The following is a 17,047-nucleotide window of genomic DNA, read 5'->3' as shown; positions in this document are numbered from 1 at the left end:
AAGAGGTGGTTTATGTTCAAGAAGACAGTGCGCACCCTTGCGGTCGCCGTTGCTCTCAGCAGTCTCAGCACCCTCGCATTCGCTGAAGAAGTAAAGATCGGCTTCCTGGTCAAGCAAGCTGAAGAGCCCTGGTTCCAGACCGAATGGGCGTTCGCCGAAAAAGCCGGCAAGGATCATGGTTTCACCGTGATCAAGATCGCCGTGCCTGACGGTGAGAAAACCCTTTCTGCCATCGACACCCTGGCCGCCAACGGCGCCAAGGGTTTCGTGATCTGCCCGCCGGACGTGTCCCTCGGCCCGGCAATCATGGCCAAGGCCAAGCTCAATAATCTGAAAGTGCTGGCGGTGGACGACCGCTTCGTCGACGCCAAGGGCAAGCCCATGGAAGACGTGCCTTATGTCGGCCTGGACGCCTACAAGATTGGCCAGAAACAAGGCGAAGCCATGGCCACCGAGGCTAAAAATCGCAAGTGGGACTGGAAGGACACCTACGCCGTCATCAACACCTTCGACGAGCTGGAAACCGGCAAGAAACGCACCGACGGTTCGGTAGAAGGCCTCAAGGCCGCCGGCCTGCCGGTCGACCATATCCTGTTCACTGCACAGAAAACCCTCGACGTGCCGGGCGCCATGGACTCCACCAACTCTGCCCTGGTGAAACTGCCCAGCGGCGCGAAAAACCTGCTGATCGGCGGCATGAACGACAGCACCGTGCTGGGCGGCGTGCGCGCCACCGAAAGCGCCGGCTTCAAGGCGCCGAATGTGATTGGCGTGGGCATCAACGGCACTGACGCTATCGAAGAACTGAAAAAATCCGACACCGGTTTCTACGGCTCGATGCTGCTCAGCCCGGATGCCTCCGGTTATAAAACCGCTACCTCGATGTTCGAGTGGGTCACCAAAGGCACGGAGCCAGCCAAGTTCACCGCGCTGGATAACGTGACCCTGATCACCCGAGCCAACTTCAAGGAAGAGTTGAGCAAGATCGGTCTGTGGAAATGAACAGCGCCGCCGCAGAGAGCCTGCGTTTCAACGGCATCGGCAAGGAGTTTCCCGGGGTGAAAGCCCTGGCGCAGATCAGCTTTGAAGCGCGGCCCCATTCGGTGCATGCGCTGATGGGCGAGAACGGCGCGGGCAAGTCGACCTTGCTGAAAATCCTCGGCGGTTTTTATCCGCCCAACAGCGGCAGTCTGCAGTTGGGCGAACGCAGCGTCAGTTTCAAGTCGGCGGCCGACAGCATCGCCAGCGGCATCGCGGTGATTCACCAGGAGCTGCAACTGGTGCCGGAAATGACCGTCGCCGAGAACCTGCTGCTGGGCCATATGCCGTCGCGCTTCGGCGTGGTCAATCGCGGCGCGATGGTGCGCAAGGCACGGGAACTGCTCAAGGGCCTGGCGGATGAAATCGATCCGAACATGCGCCTGGGCAGCCTGTCCCTCGGCCAGCGGCAACTGGTGGAAATCGCCAAGGCCATGTCGCGCAACGCCCATGTGATTGCCTTCGACGAACCCACCAGCAGCCTCTCGGCCCGTGAGATCGAGCGGCTGATGGTGATCATCGCCCGGCTGCGGGATGAAGGCCGGGTGATCCTCTACGTGTCGCACCGCATGGAAGAAGTGTTCCGGATTTGCGATGCGGTGACGGTGTTCAAGGACGGGCGCTTCGTGCGCACGTTTGAAGACATGGCGCAGTTGAACGTCGACCAGTTGGTTAACTGCATGGTCGGGCGCGACATCCAGGACATCTATAACTACCGGCCGCGCGAACACTCCGGTGAAGCGTTGCGGGTAGAAGGTTTGCTTGGGCCGGGGTTGCAGGAACCGGTGAGTTTGCAGGTGAACAAAGGCGAGATTCTCGGGCTGTTCGGTTTGGTCGGGGCAGGGCGCACGGAGCTGTTGCGCCTGCTGGCCGGGCTGTCGCGCAGCACCCAGGGTGCGCTGGTGTTGCACGGTGAGGCGCAGACGTTCAAGACCCCGCGGGATGCGATTGCGGCCGGTGTGCTGCTGTGCCCCGAGGACCGCAAGAAGGAAGGCATCGTGCCCCGCGCCAGTGTCGCGGAGAACATCAACATCAGTGCGCGCCGCGACCATGCGCGCTTCGGTTGGCTGATCCAGGGCGGCTGGGAACGCAGCAACGCCCAGCGGCAAATCAGCGCGCTGAACGTGCGCACACCGTCGGCCGACCAACCGATTCTGTTCCTGTCGGGCGGCAATCAGCAGAAGGCGATTCTGGGTCGTTGGTTGTCGATGCCGATGAAAGTCTTGCTGCTGGACGAGCCGACCCGCGGCATCGATATCGGTGCCAAGTCGGAGATCTACCAGATCATCCACAACCTGGCGGCCAGCGGCATTGCGGTGATCGTGGTGTCCAGCGACCTGATGGAAGTGATGGGCATCTCCGACCGCATCCTGGTGATGAGCGAAGGCGCCCTGACCGGCGAATTGACCCGCGATCAAGCGGACGAAGCACGGCTGCTGCAACTGGCTCTTCCGCGTACGCGGGATTGAAGAATACGAGGGGTAGGGTATGTCACAGGTAAAAACCGCGAGAAGCTTCTGGCCGGGTTTCAACCAGCGCAAGTTTCTCGATGATTGGGTCATGCTGCTGGCGGCCTTGAGCATCTTTGTGCTCAGTGCCATTTTCATCGACAACTTCCTTTCACCGCTGAACATGCGCGGCCTCGGGTTGGCGATTTCAACGGTCGGGATTGCAGCCTGCACCATGCTGTTCTGCCTGGCGTCGGGGCACTTCGACTTGTCGGTAGGTTCGGTGATCGCCTGTTCGGGCGTGGTGGCGGGGATCGTGATTCGCGACACCGACAGCGTGTTCTTCGGCGTGTCGGCGGCGTTGGCCATGGGCCTGGTGGTGGGGCTGATCAATGGCATCGTGATCGCCAAGCTGCGGATCAACGCGTTGATTGCGACGCTGGCGACGATGCAGATCGTGCGCGGGCTGGCGTATATCTTTTCCAACGGCAAGGCGGTGGGCGTGATGGACGAAGGTTTCTTCGTCTTCGGCAACGGCCAGCTGTTTGGCGTGCCGGTACCGATCATCATCACCGTGTTGTGCTTTGTGTTTTTTGGCTGGCTGCTGAACTACACCACCTACGGGCGCAACACCATGGCCATCGGGGGCAACCAGGAAGCGGCGCTGTTGGCCGGGGTGAATGTTGACCGGACCAAGATCATCATCTTTGCCGTACACGGGGTGATCGGGGCGTTGGCCGGGGTGATCCTGGCGTCGCGCATGACCTCGGGGCAACCGATGATTGGCCAGGGGTTCGAGCTGACGGTGATCTCGGCGTGCGTGCTGGGCGGGGTGTCGTTGAGCGGCGGGATCGGGATGATCCGGCATGTGATTGCCGGGGTGCTGATTCTGGCGATCATCGAGAACGCGATGAACCTGAAGAACATCGACACCTTCTACCAGTACGTGATTCGTGGGTCGATCCTGTTGTTGGCGGTCATTATCGACCGCATGAAACAGCGCTAAGGGGCAACGGGTACTTTGTGGTGAGCGGGCTTTTTGTGGCGAGGGGGCTTGTCCCCCGTTGGGCTGCGAAGCGGCCCCAAAGCCATGCAACTCTGATCTGTCTGGAAAAATGGGGTGACTCTCTTGGGGCTGCTACGCAGCCCAACGGGGGGCAAGCCCCCTCACCACAGAAGCCCCCTCACCACAGAAGTCCACTCGCCACAGTTACCGTGACCGCCCATAATGGCGCCGTTTTCGTACTTCCCAATAGGCCCGATATGCAGGAAAACGCCCACACTCCCGTCAAAGACGCCGCGCCCACCGGCACCCAGACCCTGCTGCGTGGCCTGGGCGTGGTGCAGGCCGTGGCAGCCGGCGCGCGGGATCTCAAGGAAATCGCCAGGCGCATCGGCACCACCCGCAGCACCACCCACCGCCTGGCCAGTTGCCTGGTGGAAGAGCGCTACCTGCGCGTGGTGCCGCAAGTCGGCTACCTGCTGGGCCCCAAACTGATCGAGCTGGGTTTCCAGGCACGGGAAGAATTGCCGCTGGTGAGCCTGGCGGTGCCGTATCTGGATGAGTTGTCGGCGTTGACCGGCGACACCATCCACCTGGCCATTCGCGAATACGACGACGTGCTGTACCTGCACAAAAATCCTGGTCGCAACGGCCCGGAAATGCGCTCGCGTGTGGGCCATCGCATGCCGTTGGCGCGCACCGGGATCGGCAAGGCGTTGCTGCTGGATGACAGCGTGCAAGAGTGGCAGCGCCTGTATGAGGTCAGCCTGCCGGCGGGCGGGAAAAACCTGCAGTGGCCGCAGCACCCCGAGCAGTCCTGGGCGCAGTTCGAACAGCGCATGCAGGAGTACGTGGCGGGCGGTTATGCGTTCGATCTGGAAGACAACGAACCGTCGATCCGTTGTGTCGCGGCACCGGTGCGCGATGCCAGCCGGCGAATCGTCGCCGGCATCAGCATCGCCAGTACCGTGCCCTACATGCCGCTGGAAAAAATGGCCGAGCTGATCCCTGTGATCAAACAGGTCGCAGCACGGCTGTCAGCGGAGTTGGGCGCGAAGGCCTGATCAGGCCTTCAGGGTTGCCATGTCGATCACGAAGCGGTACTTCACGTCACCGGCAATCATGCGGGTGTAGGCTTCGTTGATCTGGCGGATGTCGAGCATTTCGATGTCGCAGGTGATGCCGTGCTCGGCGCAGAAATCCAGGACTTCCTGGGTTTCGGCAATGCCACCGATCAGCGAACCGGCCAGCACCTTGCGGCCCAGCACCAGCTTGGCGGCATTCACGGGCGGGTCGACCGGCTCGATCAAGCCCACGAGGATGTGCACGCCATCAAAGCGCAGCACGTCGAGGTAGGGGTTCAAATCGTGCTGCACCGGAATGGTGTCCAGCAGGAAATCGAAGTGGCCGGCAGCGGCTTTCATCTGTTCAGCATCGGTGGACACGATCACGTGATCGGCGCCCTGGCGACGGCCTTCTTCAGCCTTGCTGGCGGAGCGGGTGAACAGCGTCACTTCCGCGCCCATGGCCTTGGCAAACTTGATGCCCATGTGGCCCAAGCCGCCCATGCCCAGCACCCCAACCTTGTCGCCAGCCTTCACGCCGTAGTGCTTGAGCGGCGAGTAGGTGGTGATGCCGGCACAGAGGATCGGCGCGGCGCTGGCCAGGTCGAGCGTGGCCGGGATCTTCACCACGAAGTGCTCGCTGACCACGATGCTGTCGGAGTAGCCGCCCATGGTGTTGCTACCGTCGATCCGGTCCGGGGTGGCGTAGGTCATGGTCGGGCCTTCGAGGCAGTATTGCTCGAGGTCCGCGTGGCAGGCGTCGCAATGACGGCACGAGTCGACCATGCAGCCAACGCCGACCAGGTCGCCGATTTTATGCGCGGTGACATTGGCGCCGACGGCAGTGACTTTGCCGACGATCTCGTGGCCCGGCATCAGCGGGTACACGGCGATGCCCCATTCGTTGCGGGCCTGGTGGATGTCGGAGTGGCAGACGCCGCAGTAGAGGATTTCGATCGCCACGTCATCGGCGCGCGGGCTGCGGCGTTCGAAGGACATGGGGGCGAGGGGAGTGGTGGCCGATTGAGCGGCGTAACCGATAGCGGTGTACATGGAGAAACCTCGCAGGAGCAGTGACAGGTGAGGTGGCGCATTCTCCGCGCCGTGCCTGGGGGCGGCCATGGCGATTGCTCCGAGTCTCATGCCTATTCGTCCGGGAGTGCCCCTGGATTGGATCACTGTGGCGCCAGACCTGCGATGATGGTCACATCCCCTTTTTCGCGAAGTTTTTGCCATGTTGTTGACCCGCCATGTCGACGCCAATGCCGCGTTGGTTGCCCTGATCGAACCGTTGACGCCCCGCGATGGTTTCTCGCCCACGAACCTGGCCGGCGTGCAGGTATTGCGCGCCAGTTGCGACGTGGCGCGGGGCCCGCAGATTTACGAGCCGAGCCTGATGATCGTCGCCCAGGGCAGCAAGGTCGCCTACCTGGGCCCGCGTACCCTGGAATATGGCGCCGGGCATTACCTGATTCAGGCAATGCCGGTGCCGTTCGAATGCGAGACCTTTGCCATGCCCAATGCGCCGCTTTTAGGCGTGACGGTCGGCATTGACCGGGTGGTGCTGGGTGAGTTGGTGATGGCGATGGGCATCCAGAGCGGGCCACCGCCGGCGGCGCAGACGTTGGAGTCCATGAGCTCGGTGGTGCTGGATGACGCCATGCGTGGCTGTGTCGAACGGCTGCTGCAGTGCCTGCACGATCCGCTGGAGAGCCGGATCATGGGCCCGGCGCGGGTGCGGGAATTATTGTTCACGGCGTTGCGCGGGCCACAGGCCGATGTGCTGCGGGCGCTGGTGGAGCAGCAGGGGCAGTTTTCCCGGGTGGCGACCTCGTTGAACCACCTGCATGCGCATTACGCCGAGCCGCTGAATATCGAGACGCTGGCGGGTTATGCGCACATGAGTGCGTCGACTTTTCATGAGCACTTCAAGCGTTGCACGCTGTTGTCGCCGGTGCAGTACCTCAAGCGCCTGCGGTTGCTCAAGGCGCAGCAGTTGCTGTTGGTGGAAGGCATGGGCGTGGCACAGGCGGCGCATAGCGTGGGGTATCAGAGTACGTCGCAGTTCAGCCGGGAATACAAGCGCTACTTCGAGCGCAGCCCCGGCGAGGAGCGGGCGGCCTGATCATCGGGCAATAAAAAGGCCCCCATTCGGGAGCCTTTTGTTCAAGCCAGTGACTTACATGTTCGGGTAAGTCGGCCCGCCCGCGCCTTCCGGTGTGACCCAGGTGATGTTCTGCGAAGGGTCCTTGATGTCACAGGTCTTGCAGTGCACGCAGTTCTGGGCGTTGATCTGGAAGCGCTTCTCGCCGTCTTCCTTGGTGATCACTTCATACACGCCGGCCGGGCAGTAGCGCTGCGCCGGTTCATCGTAGAGCGGCAAGTTGGTGCCGATCGGGATGCTCGGGTCTTTCAGCTTCAGGTGGCACGGCTGTTCTTCTTCGTGGTTGGTGCCGGAGATGAACACCGAGCTCAGCTTGTCGAAGCTCAGCTTGCCGTCGGGTTTCGGGTAGTCGATTTTCTTGCTGTCTTTGGCCAGCTTCAGGCAGGCGTAGTCAGGCTTGGTGTCGTGCAGGGTGAACGGCATTTTGCCGCCGAGGATGTTCTGGTCGAACCAGTTGAAGCCGGCACCGATGATCGGGCCGAACTTGTGCATCGCCGGGCCGAAGTTACGGCTGGCGAACAGTTCTTCGTAGAGCCAGCTGTTCTTGAAGCTGTCGACGTACGCTGTCAGTTCGTCGCCGCCTTCGGATTCGGCGAACAGGCGGTCGGCCACGGCGTCAGCGGCGAGCATGCCGGACTTCATGGCGGTGTGGCTGCCCTTGATCTTGGCGAAGTTCAGGGTGCCGAGGTCGCAACCAATCAGCGCGCCGCCCTTGAAGACCATTTTCGGCAGCGAGTTCAGGCCGCCTTTGCAGATAGCGCGGGCGCCGTAGCTGATGCGCTTGCCGCCTTCCAGGTACTGGGCCAGCACCGGGTGATGCTTGAGGCGCTGGAACTCGTCGAACGGCGACAGGAAGGTGTTGCTGTAGGACAGGTCGACGATCAGGCCGACGACCACCTGGTTGTTTTCCAGGTGATAGAGGAACGAACCACCGGTGTTTTCGGCGCTCATGATGTCCAGCGGCCAGCCGGCGGTGTGTACCACCAGGCCTGGCTGATGCTTGGCCGGGTCGATTTCCCAGATTTCTTTCAGGCCGATGCCGTAGTGCTGGGCGTCGGCGTCGCTGTCCAGGTTGAAACGTTGGATCAGTTGCTTGCCGATGTGCCCGCGGCAACCTTCGGCGAACAGCGTGTACTTGCCACGCAGCTCCATGCCTGGGGTGTAGACGCCTTCTTTCGGGTTGCCTTCACGGTCGACACCGAGGTCGCCGGTGATGATCCCGCGCACCACGCCATTCTCGTCGAACAGTGCTTCCTGGGCGGCGAAGCCCGGGTAGACTTCCACGCCCAGGTTCTCGGCCTGCTGGGCGAGCCAGCGGCACAGATTGCCCAGGGAGATAATGTAGTTGCCTTCGTTGTGCATGGTCTTGGGCACAAAGAAGTCAGGCACCTTGGTGGAAGCTTCGCTGGAGCGCAGTACATAGATGTCATCACGCACAACAGGTGTGTTGAGCGGGGCGCCGAGTTCTTTCCAGTCCGGGAACAATTCGTTCAGGGCACGGGGTTCAAACACCGCACCGGACAGGATGTGAGCGCCGACTTCGGAGCCTTTTTCGACCACGCAGACGCTGATTTCCTTACCGGCTTCGGCGGCCTTCTGCTTCAATCGGCAGGCGGCAGACAGGCCTGCCGGGCCAGCGCCGACGATGACCACGTCGAATTCCATGTATTCGCGTTCCACAGGCTATCTCCTACTCAAGGCTCAACGGCTTTTTTTCTAATGGGTGGAGGTTCGGTAATTCGTCCCACAGTGCCTGCAGAAATTTCATGCAAGGGGCAGGGGACGACCCACCTTTCTCTCTAGGTGGCGCATTATATCTACACCACTCTCAGCGTCCAATACAAACGTTTGTTTGAATTGCCCGCAGGCTAGGTAAATCAAAGAGGCGCGGCTTATGACTGGCTATTTTGCCGTATTGACCAGAATAGGTGTTCCGGTCAATATACGGTCGGTTTTGCGCTTACCGTAGGCAGACAGCAGGTTTCAAGAGCACGTCCAAAAGCAAGACAGGTGACGCGCGCCCAAACGATGGCGCGCAGTTTACACGCTGCGATAAAGAATGACTTCTTGGTCACCACTGACGAACGGTCATCGCTATCCCATTGTTGTGTGAGTCCGTGACGTTTTTGGAGGTGCCCTTGTGTGCCGATGAGCATCAACCGCCAGGTTCGCCTAGGCGACTTTCTTTTCACCGGAGAGTAACGAGGAATCCATGAAGGTTCTTGTAGCTGTCAAACGCGTTGTCGATTACAACGTGAAAGTTCGCGTCAAGGCGGACAATTCCGGCGTCGACCTCGCTAACGTCAAGATGTCGATGAACCCGTTCTGCGAAATCGCCGTGGAAGAAGCCGTACGCCTGAAAGAGAAAGGCGTTGCGACTGAAATCGTCGTCGTTTCCATCGGTCCGACCACTGCTCAAGAGCAGTTGCGTACCGCCCTGGCGCTGGGTGCCGATCGCGCCATCCTCGTCGAATCCGCTGAAGAGCTGACTTCCCTGGCCGTTGCCAAGTTGTTGAAAGCTGTTGTCGACAAGGAACAGCCATCGCTGGTGATCCTCGGCAAACAAGCCATCGACAGCGACAACAACCAGACAGGCCAGATGCTGGCTGCACTGACCGGTTACGGCCAGGGCACCTTCGCTTCGAAAGTCGAAGTGAGCGGCGACAAGGTTGCCGTGACCCGCGAAATCGACGGCGGCGCGCAAACAGTTTCCCTGAAACTGCCAGCCATCGTCACCACCGACCTGCGTTTGAACGAGCCGCGCTACGCGTCCCTGCCAAACATCATGAAAGCCAAGAAGAAGCCTCTCGAAGTGCTGACTCCGGATGCTTTGGGCGTTTCCACCGCCTCCACCAACAAGACCGTAAAAGTCGAAGCGCCGGCTGCACGCAGCGCGGGCATCAAGGTCAAGTCGGTGGCTGAACTGGTCGAGAAACTGAAAAACGAAGCGAAGGTAATCTAATCATGACTATCTTGGTAATCGCAGAACACGACAACAAGGTTGTGGCCCCGGCCACCCTGAACACCGTGGCCGCTGCCGCCAAAATCGGTGGTGATGTCCACGTCCTGGTCGCCGGCCAAAACGTTGGCGCCGTTGCTGAAGCCGCTGCAAAAATCGCTGGCGTGAGCAAAGTCCTGGTCGCCGACAACGCGGCCTACGCTCACCAGTTGCCGGAAAACGTTGCCCCGCTGGTGGCAGAGCTGGGCGCTGGCTACAGCCACATCCTGGCTGCCGCCACTTCCAACGGCAAAAACATCCTGCCGCGCGTTGCTGCGCAGCTGGACGTTGACCAGATCTCCGAGATCGTTTCGGTAGAAAGCGCCGACACCTTCAAGCGTCCGATCTACGCCGGTAATGCCATCGCTACCGTGCAGTCCACTGCCTCGGTAAAAGTCATCACCGTGCGTGCCACCGGTTTCGACCCGGTGGCTGCTGAAGGTGGTTCGGCTGCGGTTGAGGCGGTTGCGGCTGCTCACGACGCTGGCACTTCCAGCTTTGTTGGCGAAGAACTGGCCAAGTCCGATCGTCCGGAACTGACCGCTGCCAAGATCGTCGTTTCCGGCGGCCGTGGCATGCAGAACGGTGACAACTTCAAGCACCTGTACGCCCTGGCCGACAAGCTGGGCGCTGCGGTCGGCGCTTCCCGCGCTGCCGTCGACGCAGGTTTTGTACCGAACGACATGCAGGTCGGCCAGACCGGCAAGATCGTTGCGCCACAGCTGTACATCGCGGTCGGTATCTCCGGCGCGATCCAGCACTTGGCCGGTATGAAAGACTCCAAAGTGATCGTTGCGATCAACAAAGACGAAGAAGCACCGATCTTCCAGGTGGCTGATTACGGCCTGGTGGCGGACTTGTTCGAAGCCGTACCCGAGTTGGAGAAGCTGGTCTAATCCAGCCGCTTCACTTATAAAGAGCCCGGTCTTTTGACCGGGCTTTTTTTTGCCCGGCAATTTTTGAATGGGAGAACCAAGCCATGGAATTGCGCCCCTGGACTGTACTGCTGGCCCTGTCACTGCTGCCGACCGTGTCGCTGGCGGCCGGCAAGTGTGATCGCCTGGTGATCACCGGCAGCCCGGACGCACCGCCCTACCTGTGGCGTGATCCCCAGGACCCCACGCACCTGATCGGCGCCACCGCTGACGTGTTGCAGCAAGTGGCCAAGGACCTCGGGGTGAAAATCGACCTGCTGTACGGCGGCAAGCGCTCCCTGGCGCTGGAAGAGGTGCGCAGCGGGCGCATGGATATCCTCGCCGACGCGCCATTGACCCTCGACGCCCTGGACGCCCTCGACTACATCCACCCGGCGCTGGTGCAAACCGATTACCTGGTCTGGACCCGCAAGGACTCGGCCCTGGCCTACCACCAGGCCAGCGACCTGCAGGGTCACAAGGGCGCGGTGTCGGAGCGGGCGCGCCTGAGCCGCGACTTCGAAACCTTCGCCGGTGAGCAACTGACCCTGCAACGCCTGCCCAGCCTGACCCCGGCGTTCCAGAAACTGCTGCTGGGGGAAGTGGACTACGTGCTCGCCGGGCGTTATTCCGGCATGGCCATGGCCCAGACCCTGGGCATGAGTAACGACCTGGTGGCGCGCGAAATACCCATCGACCAGCCGGGCCTGTACCTGGCCATTTCCCACAACTCGGCCTGCAACGATCCGTGGTTGCGCGGACAGCTCGCCAAAAAGATGACAGAATTGCCCGCGTCCGGTCTGGCGGAAACCGCGCTGCAGAGCAATCTTGCGCGCTGGAAAGCGCAGTTGCAGCAACCCGTCGGCACCCCAACAAAGTAGGGATTTTCAGTGACTATTCGACCTCTTTTCGCGGCCCTCGCCGTTGTAGCTCTGGCGGGATGTGCAGCCGATCCTGCGCCGAATGAACAAATACGCCTGACCCAGCAAGCGCTGGAACAAGCCAACGCCGTGGGCGCCGTCGCCGATGACTCGCCCGAGCTGAAGCTGGCTGAAGACAAGTTCTCCCAGGCCCAGGCCGACATGGCCGATCAATCCTACAAGGACGCCCGCATGCAGGCTGAAGAAGCCGAGCTGGACGCCCGCCTGGCAGAAGCGCGGGTGCTGACCCGCAAAAGCCAGGAGCAACTGAACGTGCTCAACACCCGTATCACCCGCCTGCGCAAGCAACTGCAGTTGGGAGATGCCCAATGAGCCCGTTGATCCGAGGGTTGAGCTGTGTGCTGTTGCTGGGCAGCGCGCTCGGCGGTTGCGCGACCCATCCTGACAGTAACGTCGCGTTGCAACAGGCGAGCAGTGACTTCCAGAAGGTCAAGGAAGATTCAAATGTGCTGCGTATCGCGCCCAAGGACGTGATCCGCGCCGGTGAGTCCCTGGCCCGTGCCGAGCGTTTTTCCAGCTTCTGGGGCAGCGGCGCCGATGTGGCCCATTACGCTTACCTGAGCCAGCGCTACAGCGCGATTGCCCGGGAACACACCGAGCAGGCGCTGAATCAGGAACGCGGGGTCAAGCTGGAGCTGGAACGCCAGCGCCTGCAACTGGCCCTGCGGGAAGCCAAGCTGAGCAGCGTGCAGCAACAGGGCAAATGGCTGGAGGCACAGATCGCCAGCCTGACCACCGTCCAGACCGATCGTGGCCTGGTGATGACCCTGGGTGACGTGCTGTTCGACACCGGCGAGGCAGAGCTGCAAAACTCGGCCAACCGCACGGTGCTGAAAGTCGTGCAGTTCCTGCAATTGAACCCCAAGCGCAGAGTGCGCATCGAGGGTTACACCGACAATACCGGTGGCCAGCCGGAAAACCTCAAACTGTCCCGGGACCGCGCGCAGGCCGTGGCGGATGTGCTGAACGACCTGGGCATCGATGAAAAACGCATCCAGGTCGAAGGCTACGGCGATCAGTACCCGGTTGAAGCCAACGCTTCTGAGCGTGGCCGGGCACAGAACCGCCGGGTGGAGATTGTGTTCTCCGATGAGAAAGGCCAGCTGGGCGCCGCCCGCTGAACAACCAGTGTCACAGGAACCCGGGAATCTCCCGGGTTTTTTGTGCCTGCGATTCAGTTCGCCACCCTTACAGTTTTTTCTATCACTGCCGCCCGTGCTCGACTATTGTGGCAACTGTCCCCGTACACTTCTAAACTGTGCCGGTATGTTTCACACAAAAATAAAATACCCGTGAAATCGAGTGCTGCGTCATGACCAATCTGTTGCTTTACCAACGTATCGCCCAGCAACTGGCTGAGGATATTCGCCGCGGTGTCTATCAACCGGGCGAGCGCGTGCCTTCGGTGCGCAAAATGAGCTCCCAGCTCAACGTCAGCCACGCCACCGTGTTGCAGGCCTACGCGAACCTGGAAGACCAGGGCTTGATTCGTGCGCGGCCGCAGTCCGGGTATTACGTGCACCAGACGCCGGCGCTTACCGCGCCCACGCCGGACATCGCCCGGGTCGAGCGTCCAGGGTTGGTCACCCGCAGCAGCATCATTCAACAGGTGTTGGTGGAATCCCGCCGCGAAGGCGTGTTCCCGCTGGGCGCCGCCGTGCCCAGTGTCGATTATTTGCCTGTACGGGCGCTGCACCAGCAACTGGCCAAGGTCACACGCTTCCAGAGCCCGCGGGCGTTCAGCTACATGTTCAGCCCCGGTTTTGAACCGCTGCGGCGCCAGGTGGCAATCCGCATGCGCGATGCCGGCGTGGTGGTCGATCCGTCCGAAGTGGTGATCACCCACGGGTGCGTGGACGCGTTGCAGATGTCGTTGCGGGTGCTGACGCGGCCGGGCGACTTGATCGCCGCCGAATCGCCAACGTATTACGGCTTGCTGCAACTGGCGGATCTGCTCGGCCTCAAAGTTATCGAAATCCCCAGCGACCCGGCCACCGGCATGAGCCTGGAAGCCCTGCAACTGGCGGCCAACCAATGGTCGATCAAGGCCTTGGTGCTGACCACGCGCCTGAGCAACCCGTTGGGCGGCACCATGCCCGAAGAGCGGCAGAAACAGCTGCTGCGCCTGGCGTCGGATTTCGATATCCAGGTGGTTGAAGACGATATCTACGGCGAACTGATGTTCGAGCTGGGCCGCACCAAGGCCCTGAAAGCCTACGACCGCCTCGACCGGGTCATCTACTGCTCGAGCTTCTCCAAGACCTTGTCACCGGGCATCCGCATCGGCTGGATGATCGCCGGCAAATACCAGCAGGAAATCCAGCGCCTGCAAATGTTCAGCACCCATTCGGCTTGCAGCGTGACCCAGATGGGCACGGCGGCCTACCTGGAAAACGGCGGTTATGACCGGCATTTGCGCTATATCCGCCAGGAATACCGCAAAAATCTCAGCGCCTTCCAGTTGGCGGTGCAGCAGTACTTTCCCGAAGGCACGCAGATGACCCGTCCGACCGGCGGTTTTATCCTGTGGGTCAGTTTGCCCGGGCGGGTCAATACCCAGGAACTGCACGTGCGCGCCTTGCAGCAGGGCATCAGCATTGCACCGGGGCTGATCTTCAGTAATACGGAACAGTTCAACCACTGTATTCGCTTGAACTGCGGTACACCGTGGAACCGCGAGGCCGAGCGCGCGTTGATGACCCTCGGCATGCTGGCGAGCCAGTTGTGCCAGGAGACTGCGGCAGGCTTTTGAGGCGTGGAAAGGGGACATAAAGGGTAGCTGGCTATTTAGCATGCTTGTCATGCTGGCCCCAACAAGCGAGCATATGGCCTTCTGCCGTTAATGCTGCTGGCGATATGACTTATACCTTTCCTGCTGCACTGCTGATCTGCGTGTTAAGCCTGTGTAACGCGGGTGCCGTCCTGGCGGCGCCTGCCAGTGAAACAGCGCCTGCTGCCAGCACCCAGCAAAAGGCGCCGGCGAAAAAAGTCGCCCCGGCCAAGAAGGCGCCGGTGGCAAAGAAAGCACCGGTAAAGAAAGCCGCACCGACCAAAAAGCGTGCGCCTATCGCCAGCAAATCCAAATCAGCCCACGAAGTCGCCAAGACTCAGTTGCCGCCTGCAGAGCTGGATTTGAGCCTGCCGTCGAACATGGTTCGCCATCTGCAGCCCCTCGGCACCATGCCGCAGCCGAAGAATGTGCCGCTGTTGCCGCCAATGTTTGCCGAAAAGCCCACCGATAACAGCGCGTTCCAGATTAACGGGCGCCTGCTCAGCAATGAAATGCAGCTGCAACTGCGCAACGAAGAACGGCGCGAAGTGGAAGGCGCGGCGCTGGATTTCCAGTTCAAGCAATAAACCCGACGAGTAAAAGTGACGCGTACCCCTGACCTTCTGTCGCAGACTGGTCAGTCACTTTTGTTTTCGGTTAAAAACCCCTGTTAAGCCAATTTAAAACGTCTGTTTAAGGGCGTAGTCTTACGTGGCCATCAACACTGAGTTGTCGAGGATCTGTTCGTCATGAAATGCCGTGAAGGCTGTGGCGCTTGCTGCATTGCCCCATCCATCAGCTCTCCATTGCCGGGAATGCCTGCCGGCAAACCAGCGGGCGAACGCTGCCTGCATCTGTCGGTCGAACAACTGTGCCAGTTGTTTGGCCAGCCTGAGCGGCCGGCGGTGTGCAGTTCGTTCCAGGCGGATCTCGAGGTCTGTGGCAACAGCCAGGAAGAAGCGATCAAGTTGATCGGCTGGTGGGAACAGATGACGGCGGCTTAGTGGGCTGTTCAAAGTACTGAACTTCAACAATAAGGAATAAGACCATGGGTTCACTGAAACGAGTTGCGGTGTTGTGCGGTTTTAGCGTTTTGTTCGCTGCTGCTGCACACGCTGAAGATTGGCAGACCGCCAAGGATGAAGACGGTATCAAAGTCTCCTTGAGTGAAATCGCCGGCTCCAAGTACAAGGCTTATCGCGGTGTGACCACCATCAAGGCACCGCTGGCCAAGATCCAGGCATTGCAGGAAGACGTGGCGGGGGCCTGTTCCTGGATCCACGAATGCAAGTCGCAAAAACTCCTCAAGCAGGAAGGCGACAAGAGCTGGACCTACACCCAGTTCAAGGCACCGTTCCCGGTGACCGATCGTGACTCGATCCTGGAAATCACCACCACCAAGGCCGCCGACGGCACGGTGACCCGCAAGCTGTTGGAAGTGCCGACCTACCAGCCTGAAGTCAAAGGCTATGTGCGTGTGGCCCAGGTCGACGGCTACTGGAAACTGGTGCCTAAAGGCGACAACCTGACCGAAGTGACCTACCAGGTGCACACCGAGCCAGGTGGCAGCGTACCGTCGTGGTTGGCCAACAAGTTCGTGGTGGACGCACCGTTCAACACCTTGAAAGCCCTGAAAGAACACGCTGAGAAGTAACTGCAGCTGATCAGGTGCCTCCGGCCTTGAGTGGAACGAATTCCGAGCCCTCAAGGTCCAGATAGAGGTAAGCCCACCCATGGGTTTTATCGAGGAGGCACTGATGCAAACGTGGAAAATTACCTTCGTTGATGATCATGGCGTGCAGTCCGTGGAGCAGTTCGTCTGCGGCGAAAGACCCAGCCTGGAAGAGGCTGCCCATATGATCCGTGCAAAGTTGCTCCCAGTGGCCGCTGAACTGGACCTCAACGACCTGGAAGGCCGCACGGCCGAGCCCACGGTAAAAAGCCTGAAAGACCAAAACAGTATTCAAATCCTCGACATTTCTCCCGCCGCCTGAACATTCCCTGTACGTCTTTAAACAGCCTCTGGTGGAGCTGATAGCTTCGCGCTACTCTGCAAGGGAGATCAGCGAATGAATCGCTAAGGTCTGGTCTTGTCAGCTACATGCTTGTCTCCCGGCGGCGACGTCATTGCCGTAACACCCGCGCCCTTGCAGCGCGGGCCTTGGGAAGCACGGAAAGTCTATCCATCGGTTTGAGGAGGACGTTTCATGAGCACAGCCTATCAAGAAGACATCAGCACCAATGTGTTGCGCCGCATGAAAGAGGGCGGCTTTGACTTCTCGCGTTTCCACCCCATCGAGTTCTACGCCATTTTCCCGGATGAGGAACGTGCGCGGCGGGCTGCGGGTCGGTTTCGTGGGGAATCCCTGAATGCCCAGGTCAGCGCGCGGGATGACGGCGCCTGGTACCTGGAACTGAGCAAAATCATGTTCGCCACCTACGACGGCATAGGAGACTTCGAGCAGGACTTTGAGGCGGTGGTCGAGCCCTTGGGCGGGATCATTGAGGGATGGGGCGTGAAACAGGAGGTGCGTGGGTTACCCATGTAGCGACATGAGCAACAACACAGCGTATCGGCTGACCTTTGGGTCGGCCGTTTTTGTTTCTGGCGCGGGAAAAATCCTGCGCAAAAAAAAGCCACCCGAGCAGGGTGGCCAAAGGGAAGATCGCAAAGGAGGAGAGCGATTCAGTACAAGCGGTAGTGCGC

18 protein-coding genes are annotated in these 17,047 nt (G+C 60.5%); 16 read left to right on the top strand and 2 right to left on the bottom strand.

The annotated features are described in order from the left end of the window. The first annotated feature begins 12 nt into the window (after positions 1 to 12). The 4 genes from HKK54_RS01735 to HKK54_RS01720 all read left to right on the top strand — a co-directional run bounded on the left by HKK54_RS01735 (position 13) and on the right by HKK54_RS01720 (position 4,553). The gene (locus tag HKK54_RS01735) at positions 13 to 1,002 is read left to right on the top strand and encodes a substrate-binding domain-containing protein (protein ID WP_169386000.1); all 990 of its coding nucleotides are present in this window, start codon (positions 13 to 15) and stop codon (positions 1,000 to 1,002) included. Next, positions 999 to 2,507: an L-arabinose ABC transporter ATP-binding protein AraG gene (gene araG, locus HKK54_RS01730; protein WP_169385999.1), complete on the top strand. Its 1,509-nt coding sequence runs from the start codon at positions 999 to 1,001 to the stop codon at positions 2,505 to 2,507. Before HKK54_RS01735 ends, araG begins: the two co-directional genes overlap by 4 nt. A gap of 19 nt (positions 2,508 to 2,526) precedes the next feature. Continuing rightward, entirely contained in the window at positions 2,527 to 3,492 is a 966-nt protein-coding gene (gene araH / locus HKK54_RS01725; protein ID WP_169385998.1) for an L-arabinose ABC transporter permease AraH, read from the top strand. Between the two features lie 257 nt (positions 3,493 to 3,749). Then, entirely contained in the window at positions 3,750 to 4,553 is an 804-nt protein-coding gene (locus HKK54_RS01720; RefSeq protein WP_169385997.1) for an IclR family transcriptional regulator, read from the top strand. Here HKK54_RS01720 and HKK54_RS01715 read toward each other — a convergent pair whose 3' ends face one another. Beyond that, complete coding sequence (locus tag HKK54_RS01715) at positions 4,554 to 5,606, bottom strand: NAD(P)-dependent alcohol dehydrogenase (protein ID WP_010165931.1); 1,053 nt, start codon at positions 5,604 to 5,606, stop codon at positions 4,554 to 4,556. A gap of 181 nt (positions 5,607 to 5,787) precedes the next feature. Here HKK54_RS01715 and HKK54_RS01710 point away from each other — a divergent pair, with 181 nt between their 5' ends. After that, positions 5,788 to 6,678, top strand: coding sequence for an AraC family transcriptional regulator (locus HKK54_RS01710; protein ID WP_010165933.1), 891 nt, complete (start codon positions 5,788 to 5,790; stop codon positions 6,676 to 6,678). A 54-nt stretch (positions 6,679 to 6,732) separates the two neighbouring features. On the opposite strand, the gene HKK54_RS01705 is transcribed toward HKK54_RS01710, so the two are convergent. Next, positions 6,733 to 8,397: an electron transfer flavoprotein-ubiquinone oxidoreductase gene (locus HKK54_RS01705; protein ID WP_008434918.1), complete on the bottom strand. Its 1,665-nt coding sequence runs from the start codon at positions 8,395 to 8,397 to the stop codon at positions 6,733 to 6,735. A 532-nt stretch (positions 8,398 to 8,929) separates the two neighbouring features. On the opposite strand from HKK54_RS01705, the gene HKK54_RS01700 reads away from it, so the two are divergent. The 11 genes from HKK54_RS01700 (at position 8,930) to HKK54_RS01650 (ending at position 16,889) form a co-directional block, all read left to right on the top strand. Continuing rightward, entirely contained in the window at positions 8,930 to 9,679 is a 750-nt protein-coding gene (locus HKK54_RS01700) for an electron transfer flavoprotein subunit beta/FixA family protein (protein WP_004371224.1), read from the top strand. Positions 9,680 to 9,681: 2 nt separating this feature from the next. Further along, the gene (locus HKK54_RS01695; RefSeq protein WP_169385996.1) at positions 9,682 to 10,611 is read left to right on the top strand and encodes an electron transfer flavoprotein subunit alpha/FixB family protein; all 930 of its coding nucleotides are present in this window, start codon (positions 9,682 to 9,684) and stop codon (positions 10,609 to 10,611) included. An 83-nt stretch (positions 10,612 to 10,694) separates the two neighbouring features. Beyond that, positions 10,695 to 11,510 (top strand): substrate-binding periplasmic protein, encoded by an 816-nt coding sequence (locus HKK54_RS01690; protein ID WP_169385995.1) that lies wholly within the window; start codon positions 10,695 to 10,697, stop codon positions 11,508 to 11,510. A gap of 9 nt (positions 11,511 to 11,519) precedes the next feature. Next, positions 11,520 to 11,882, top strand: a complete 363-nt coding sequence (locus HKK54_RS01685; RefSeq protein ID WP_169385994.1) for a DUF4398 domain-containing protein — start codon at positions 11,520 to 11,522, stop codon at positions 11,880 to 11,882. Beyond that, positions 11,879 to 12,691 (top strand): OmpA family protein, encoded by an 813-nt coding sequence (locus HKK54_RS01680; RefSeq protein WP_010165945.1) that lies wholly within the window; start codon positions 11,879 to 11,881, stop codon positions 12,689 to 12,691. The genes HKK54_RS01685 and HKK54_RS01680 overlap by 4 nt, the downstream gene beginning before the upstream one ends. Positions 12,692 to 12,882: 191 nt before the next feature. Beyond that, positions 12,883 to 14,322 (top strand): aminotransferase-like domain-containing protein, encoded by a 1,440-nt coding sequence (locus HKK54_RS01675; RefSeq protein ID WP_008434911.1) that lies wholly within the window; start codon positions 12,883 to 12,885, stop codon positions 14,320 to 14,322. A gap of 104 nt (positions 14,323 to 14,426) precedes the next feature. Continuing rightward, positions 14,427 to 14,927, top strand: coding sequence for a translation initiation factor 2 (locus tag HKK54_RS01670; protein ID WP_169385993.1), 501 nt, complete (start codon positions 14,427 to 14,429; stop codon positions 14,925 to 14,927). 162 nt (positions 14,928 to 15,089) lie between these two features. After that, complete coding sequence (locus HKK54_RS01665; RefSeq protein WP_010165950.1) at positions 15,090 to 15,344, top strand: YkgJ family cysteine cluster protein; 255 nt, start codon at positions 15,090 to 15,092, stop codon at positions 15,342 to 15,344. Positions 15,345 to 15,388: 44 nt separating this feature from the next. Next, the gene (locus HKK54_RS01660) at positions 15,389 to 15,994 is read left to right on the top strand and encodes an START domain-containing protein (RefSeq protein WP_010165952.1); all 606 of its coding nucleotides are present in this window, start codon (positions 15,389 to 15,391) and stop codon (positions 15,992 to 15,994) included. 79 nt (positions 15,995 to 16,073) lie between these two features. After that, positions 16,074 to 16,334: a hypothetical protein gene (locus tag HKK54_RS01655; protein WP_010165954.1), complete on the top strand. Its 261-nt coding sequence runs from the start codon at positions 16,074 to 16,076 to the stop codon at positions 16,332 to 16,334. 213 nt (positions 16,335 to 16,547) lie between these two features. After that, the gene (locus HKK54_RS01650; protein ID WP_003193463.1) at positions 16,548 to 16,889 is read left to right on the top strand and encodes a ribonuclease E inhibitor RraB; all 342 of its coding nucleotides are present in this window, start codon (positions 16,548 to 16,550) and stop codon (positions 16,887 to 16,889) included. Positions 16,890 to 17,047: the final 158 nt, after the last annotated feature.

Source organism: Pseudomonas sp. ADAK13, from assembly GCF_012935715.1.
GTDB lineage: Bacteria > Pseudomonadota > Gammaproteobacteria > Pseudomonadales > Pseudomonadaceae > Aquipseudomonas.
This window is presented reverse-complemented; position numbering and strand designations above follow the sequence as displayed.

What these genes read in the sequence shown, in the direction of transcription:
- HKK54_RS01690 (WP_169385995.1), top strand. Translation starts at nt 10,695, where the DNA reads ATGGAATTGCGCCCCTGGACTGTACTGCTGGCCCTGTCACTGCTGCCG.
- HKK54_RS01695 (WP_169385996.1), top strand. Translation starts at nt 9,682, where the DNA reads ATGACTATCTTGGTAATCGCAGAACACGACAACAAGGTTGTGGCCCCG.
- araH (WP_169385998.1), top strand. Translation starts at nt 2,527, where the DNA reads ATGTCACAGGTAAAAACCGCGAGAAGCTTCTGGCCGGGTTTCAACCAG.
- HKK54_RS01735 (WP_169386000.1), top strand. Translation starts at nt 13, where the DNA reads ATGTTCAAGAAGACAGTGCGCACCCTTGCGGTCGCCGTTGCTCTCAGC.
- HKK54_RS01665 (WP_010165950.1), top strand. Translation starts at nt 15,090, where the DNA reads ATGAAATGCCGTGAAGGCTGTGGCGCTTGCTGCATTGCCCCATCCATC.
- HKK54_RS01715 (WP_010165931.1), bottom strand. Translation starts at nt 5,606, where the DNA reads ATGTACACCGCTATCGGTTACGCCGCTCAATCGGCCACCACTCCCCTC.
- HKK54_RS01660 (WP_010165952.1), top strand. Translation starts at nt 15,389, where the DNA reads ATGGGTTCACTGAAACGAGTTGCGGTGTTGTGCGGTTTTAGCGTTTTG.
- HKK54_RS01655 (WP_010165954.1), top strand. Translation starts at nt 16,074, where the DNA reads ATGGGTTTTATCGAGGAGGCACTGATGCAAACGTGGAAAATTACCTTC.
- araG (WP_169385999.1), top strand. Translation starts at nt 999, where the DNA reads ATGAACAGCGCCGCCGCAGAGAGCCTGCGTTTCAACGGCATCGGCAAG.
- HKK54_RS01670 (WP_169385993.1), top strand. Translation starts at nt 14,427, where the DNA reads ATGACTTATACCTTTCCTGCTGCACTGCTGATCTGCGTGTTAAGCCTG.
- HKK54_RS01675 (WP_008434911.1), top strand. Translation starts at nt 12,883, where the DNA reads ATGACCAATCTGTTGCTTTACCAACGTATCGCCCAGCAACTGGCTGAG.
- HKK54_RS01700 (WP_004371224.1), top strand. Translation starts at nt 8,930, where the DNA reads ATGAAGGTTCTTGTAGCTGTCAAACGCGTTGTCGATTACAACGTGAAA.
- HKK54_RS01650 (WP_003193463.1), top strand. Translation starts at nt 16,548, where the DNA reads ATGAGCACAGCCTATCAAGAAGACATCAGCACCAATGTGTTGCGCCGC.
- HKK54_RS01720 (WP_169385997.1), top strand. Translation starts at nt 3,750, where the DNA reads ATGCAGGAAAACGCCCACACTCCCGTCAAAGACGCCGCGCCCACCGGC.
- HKK54_RS01710 (WP_010165933.1), top strand. Translation starts at nt 5,788, where the DNA reads ATGTTGTTGACCCGCCATGTCGACGCCAATGCCGCGTTGGTTGCCCTG.
- HKK54_RS01680 (WP_010165945.1), top strand. Translation starts at nt 11,879, where the DNA reads ATGAGCCCGTTGATCCGAGGGTTGAGCTGTGTGCTGTTGCTGGGCAGC.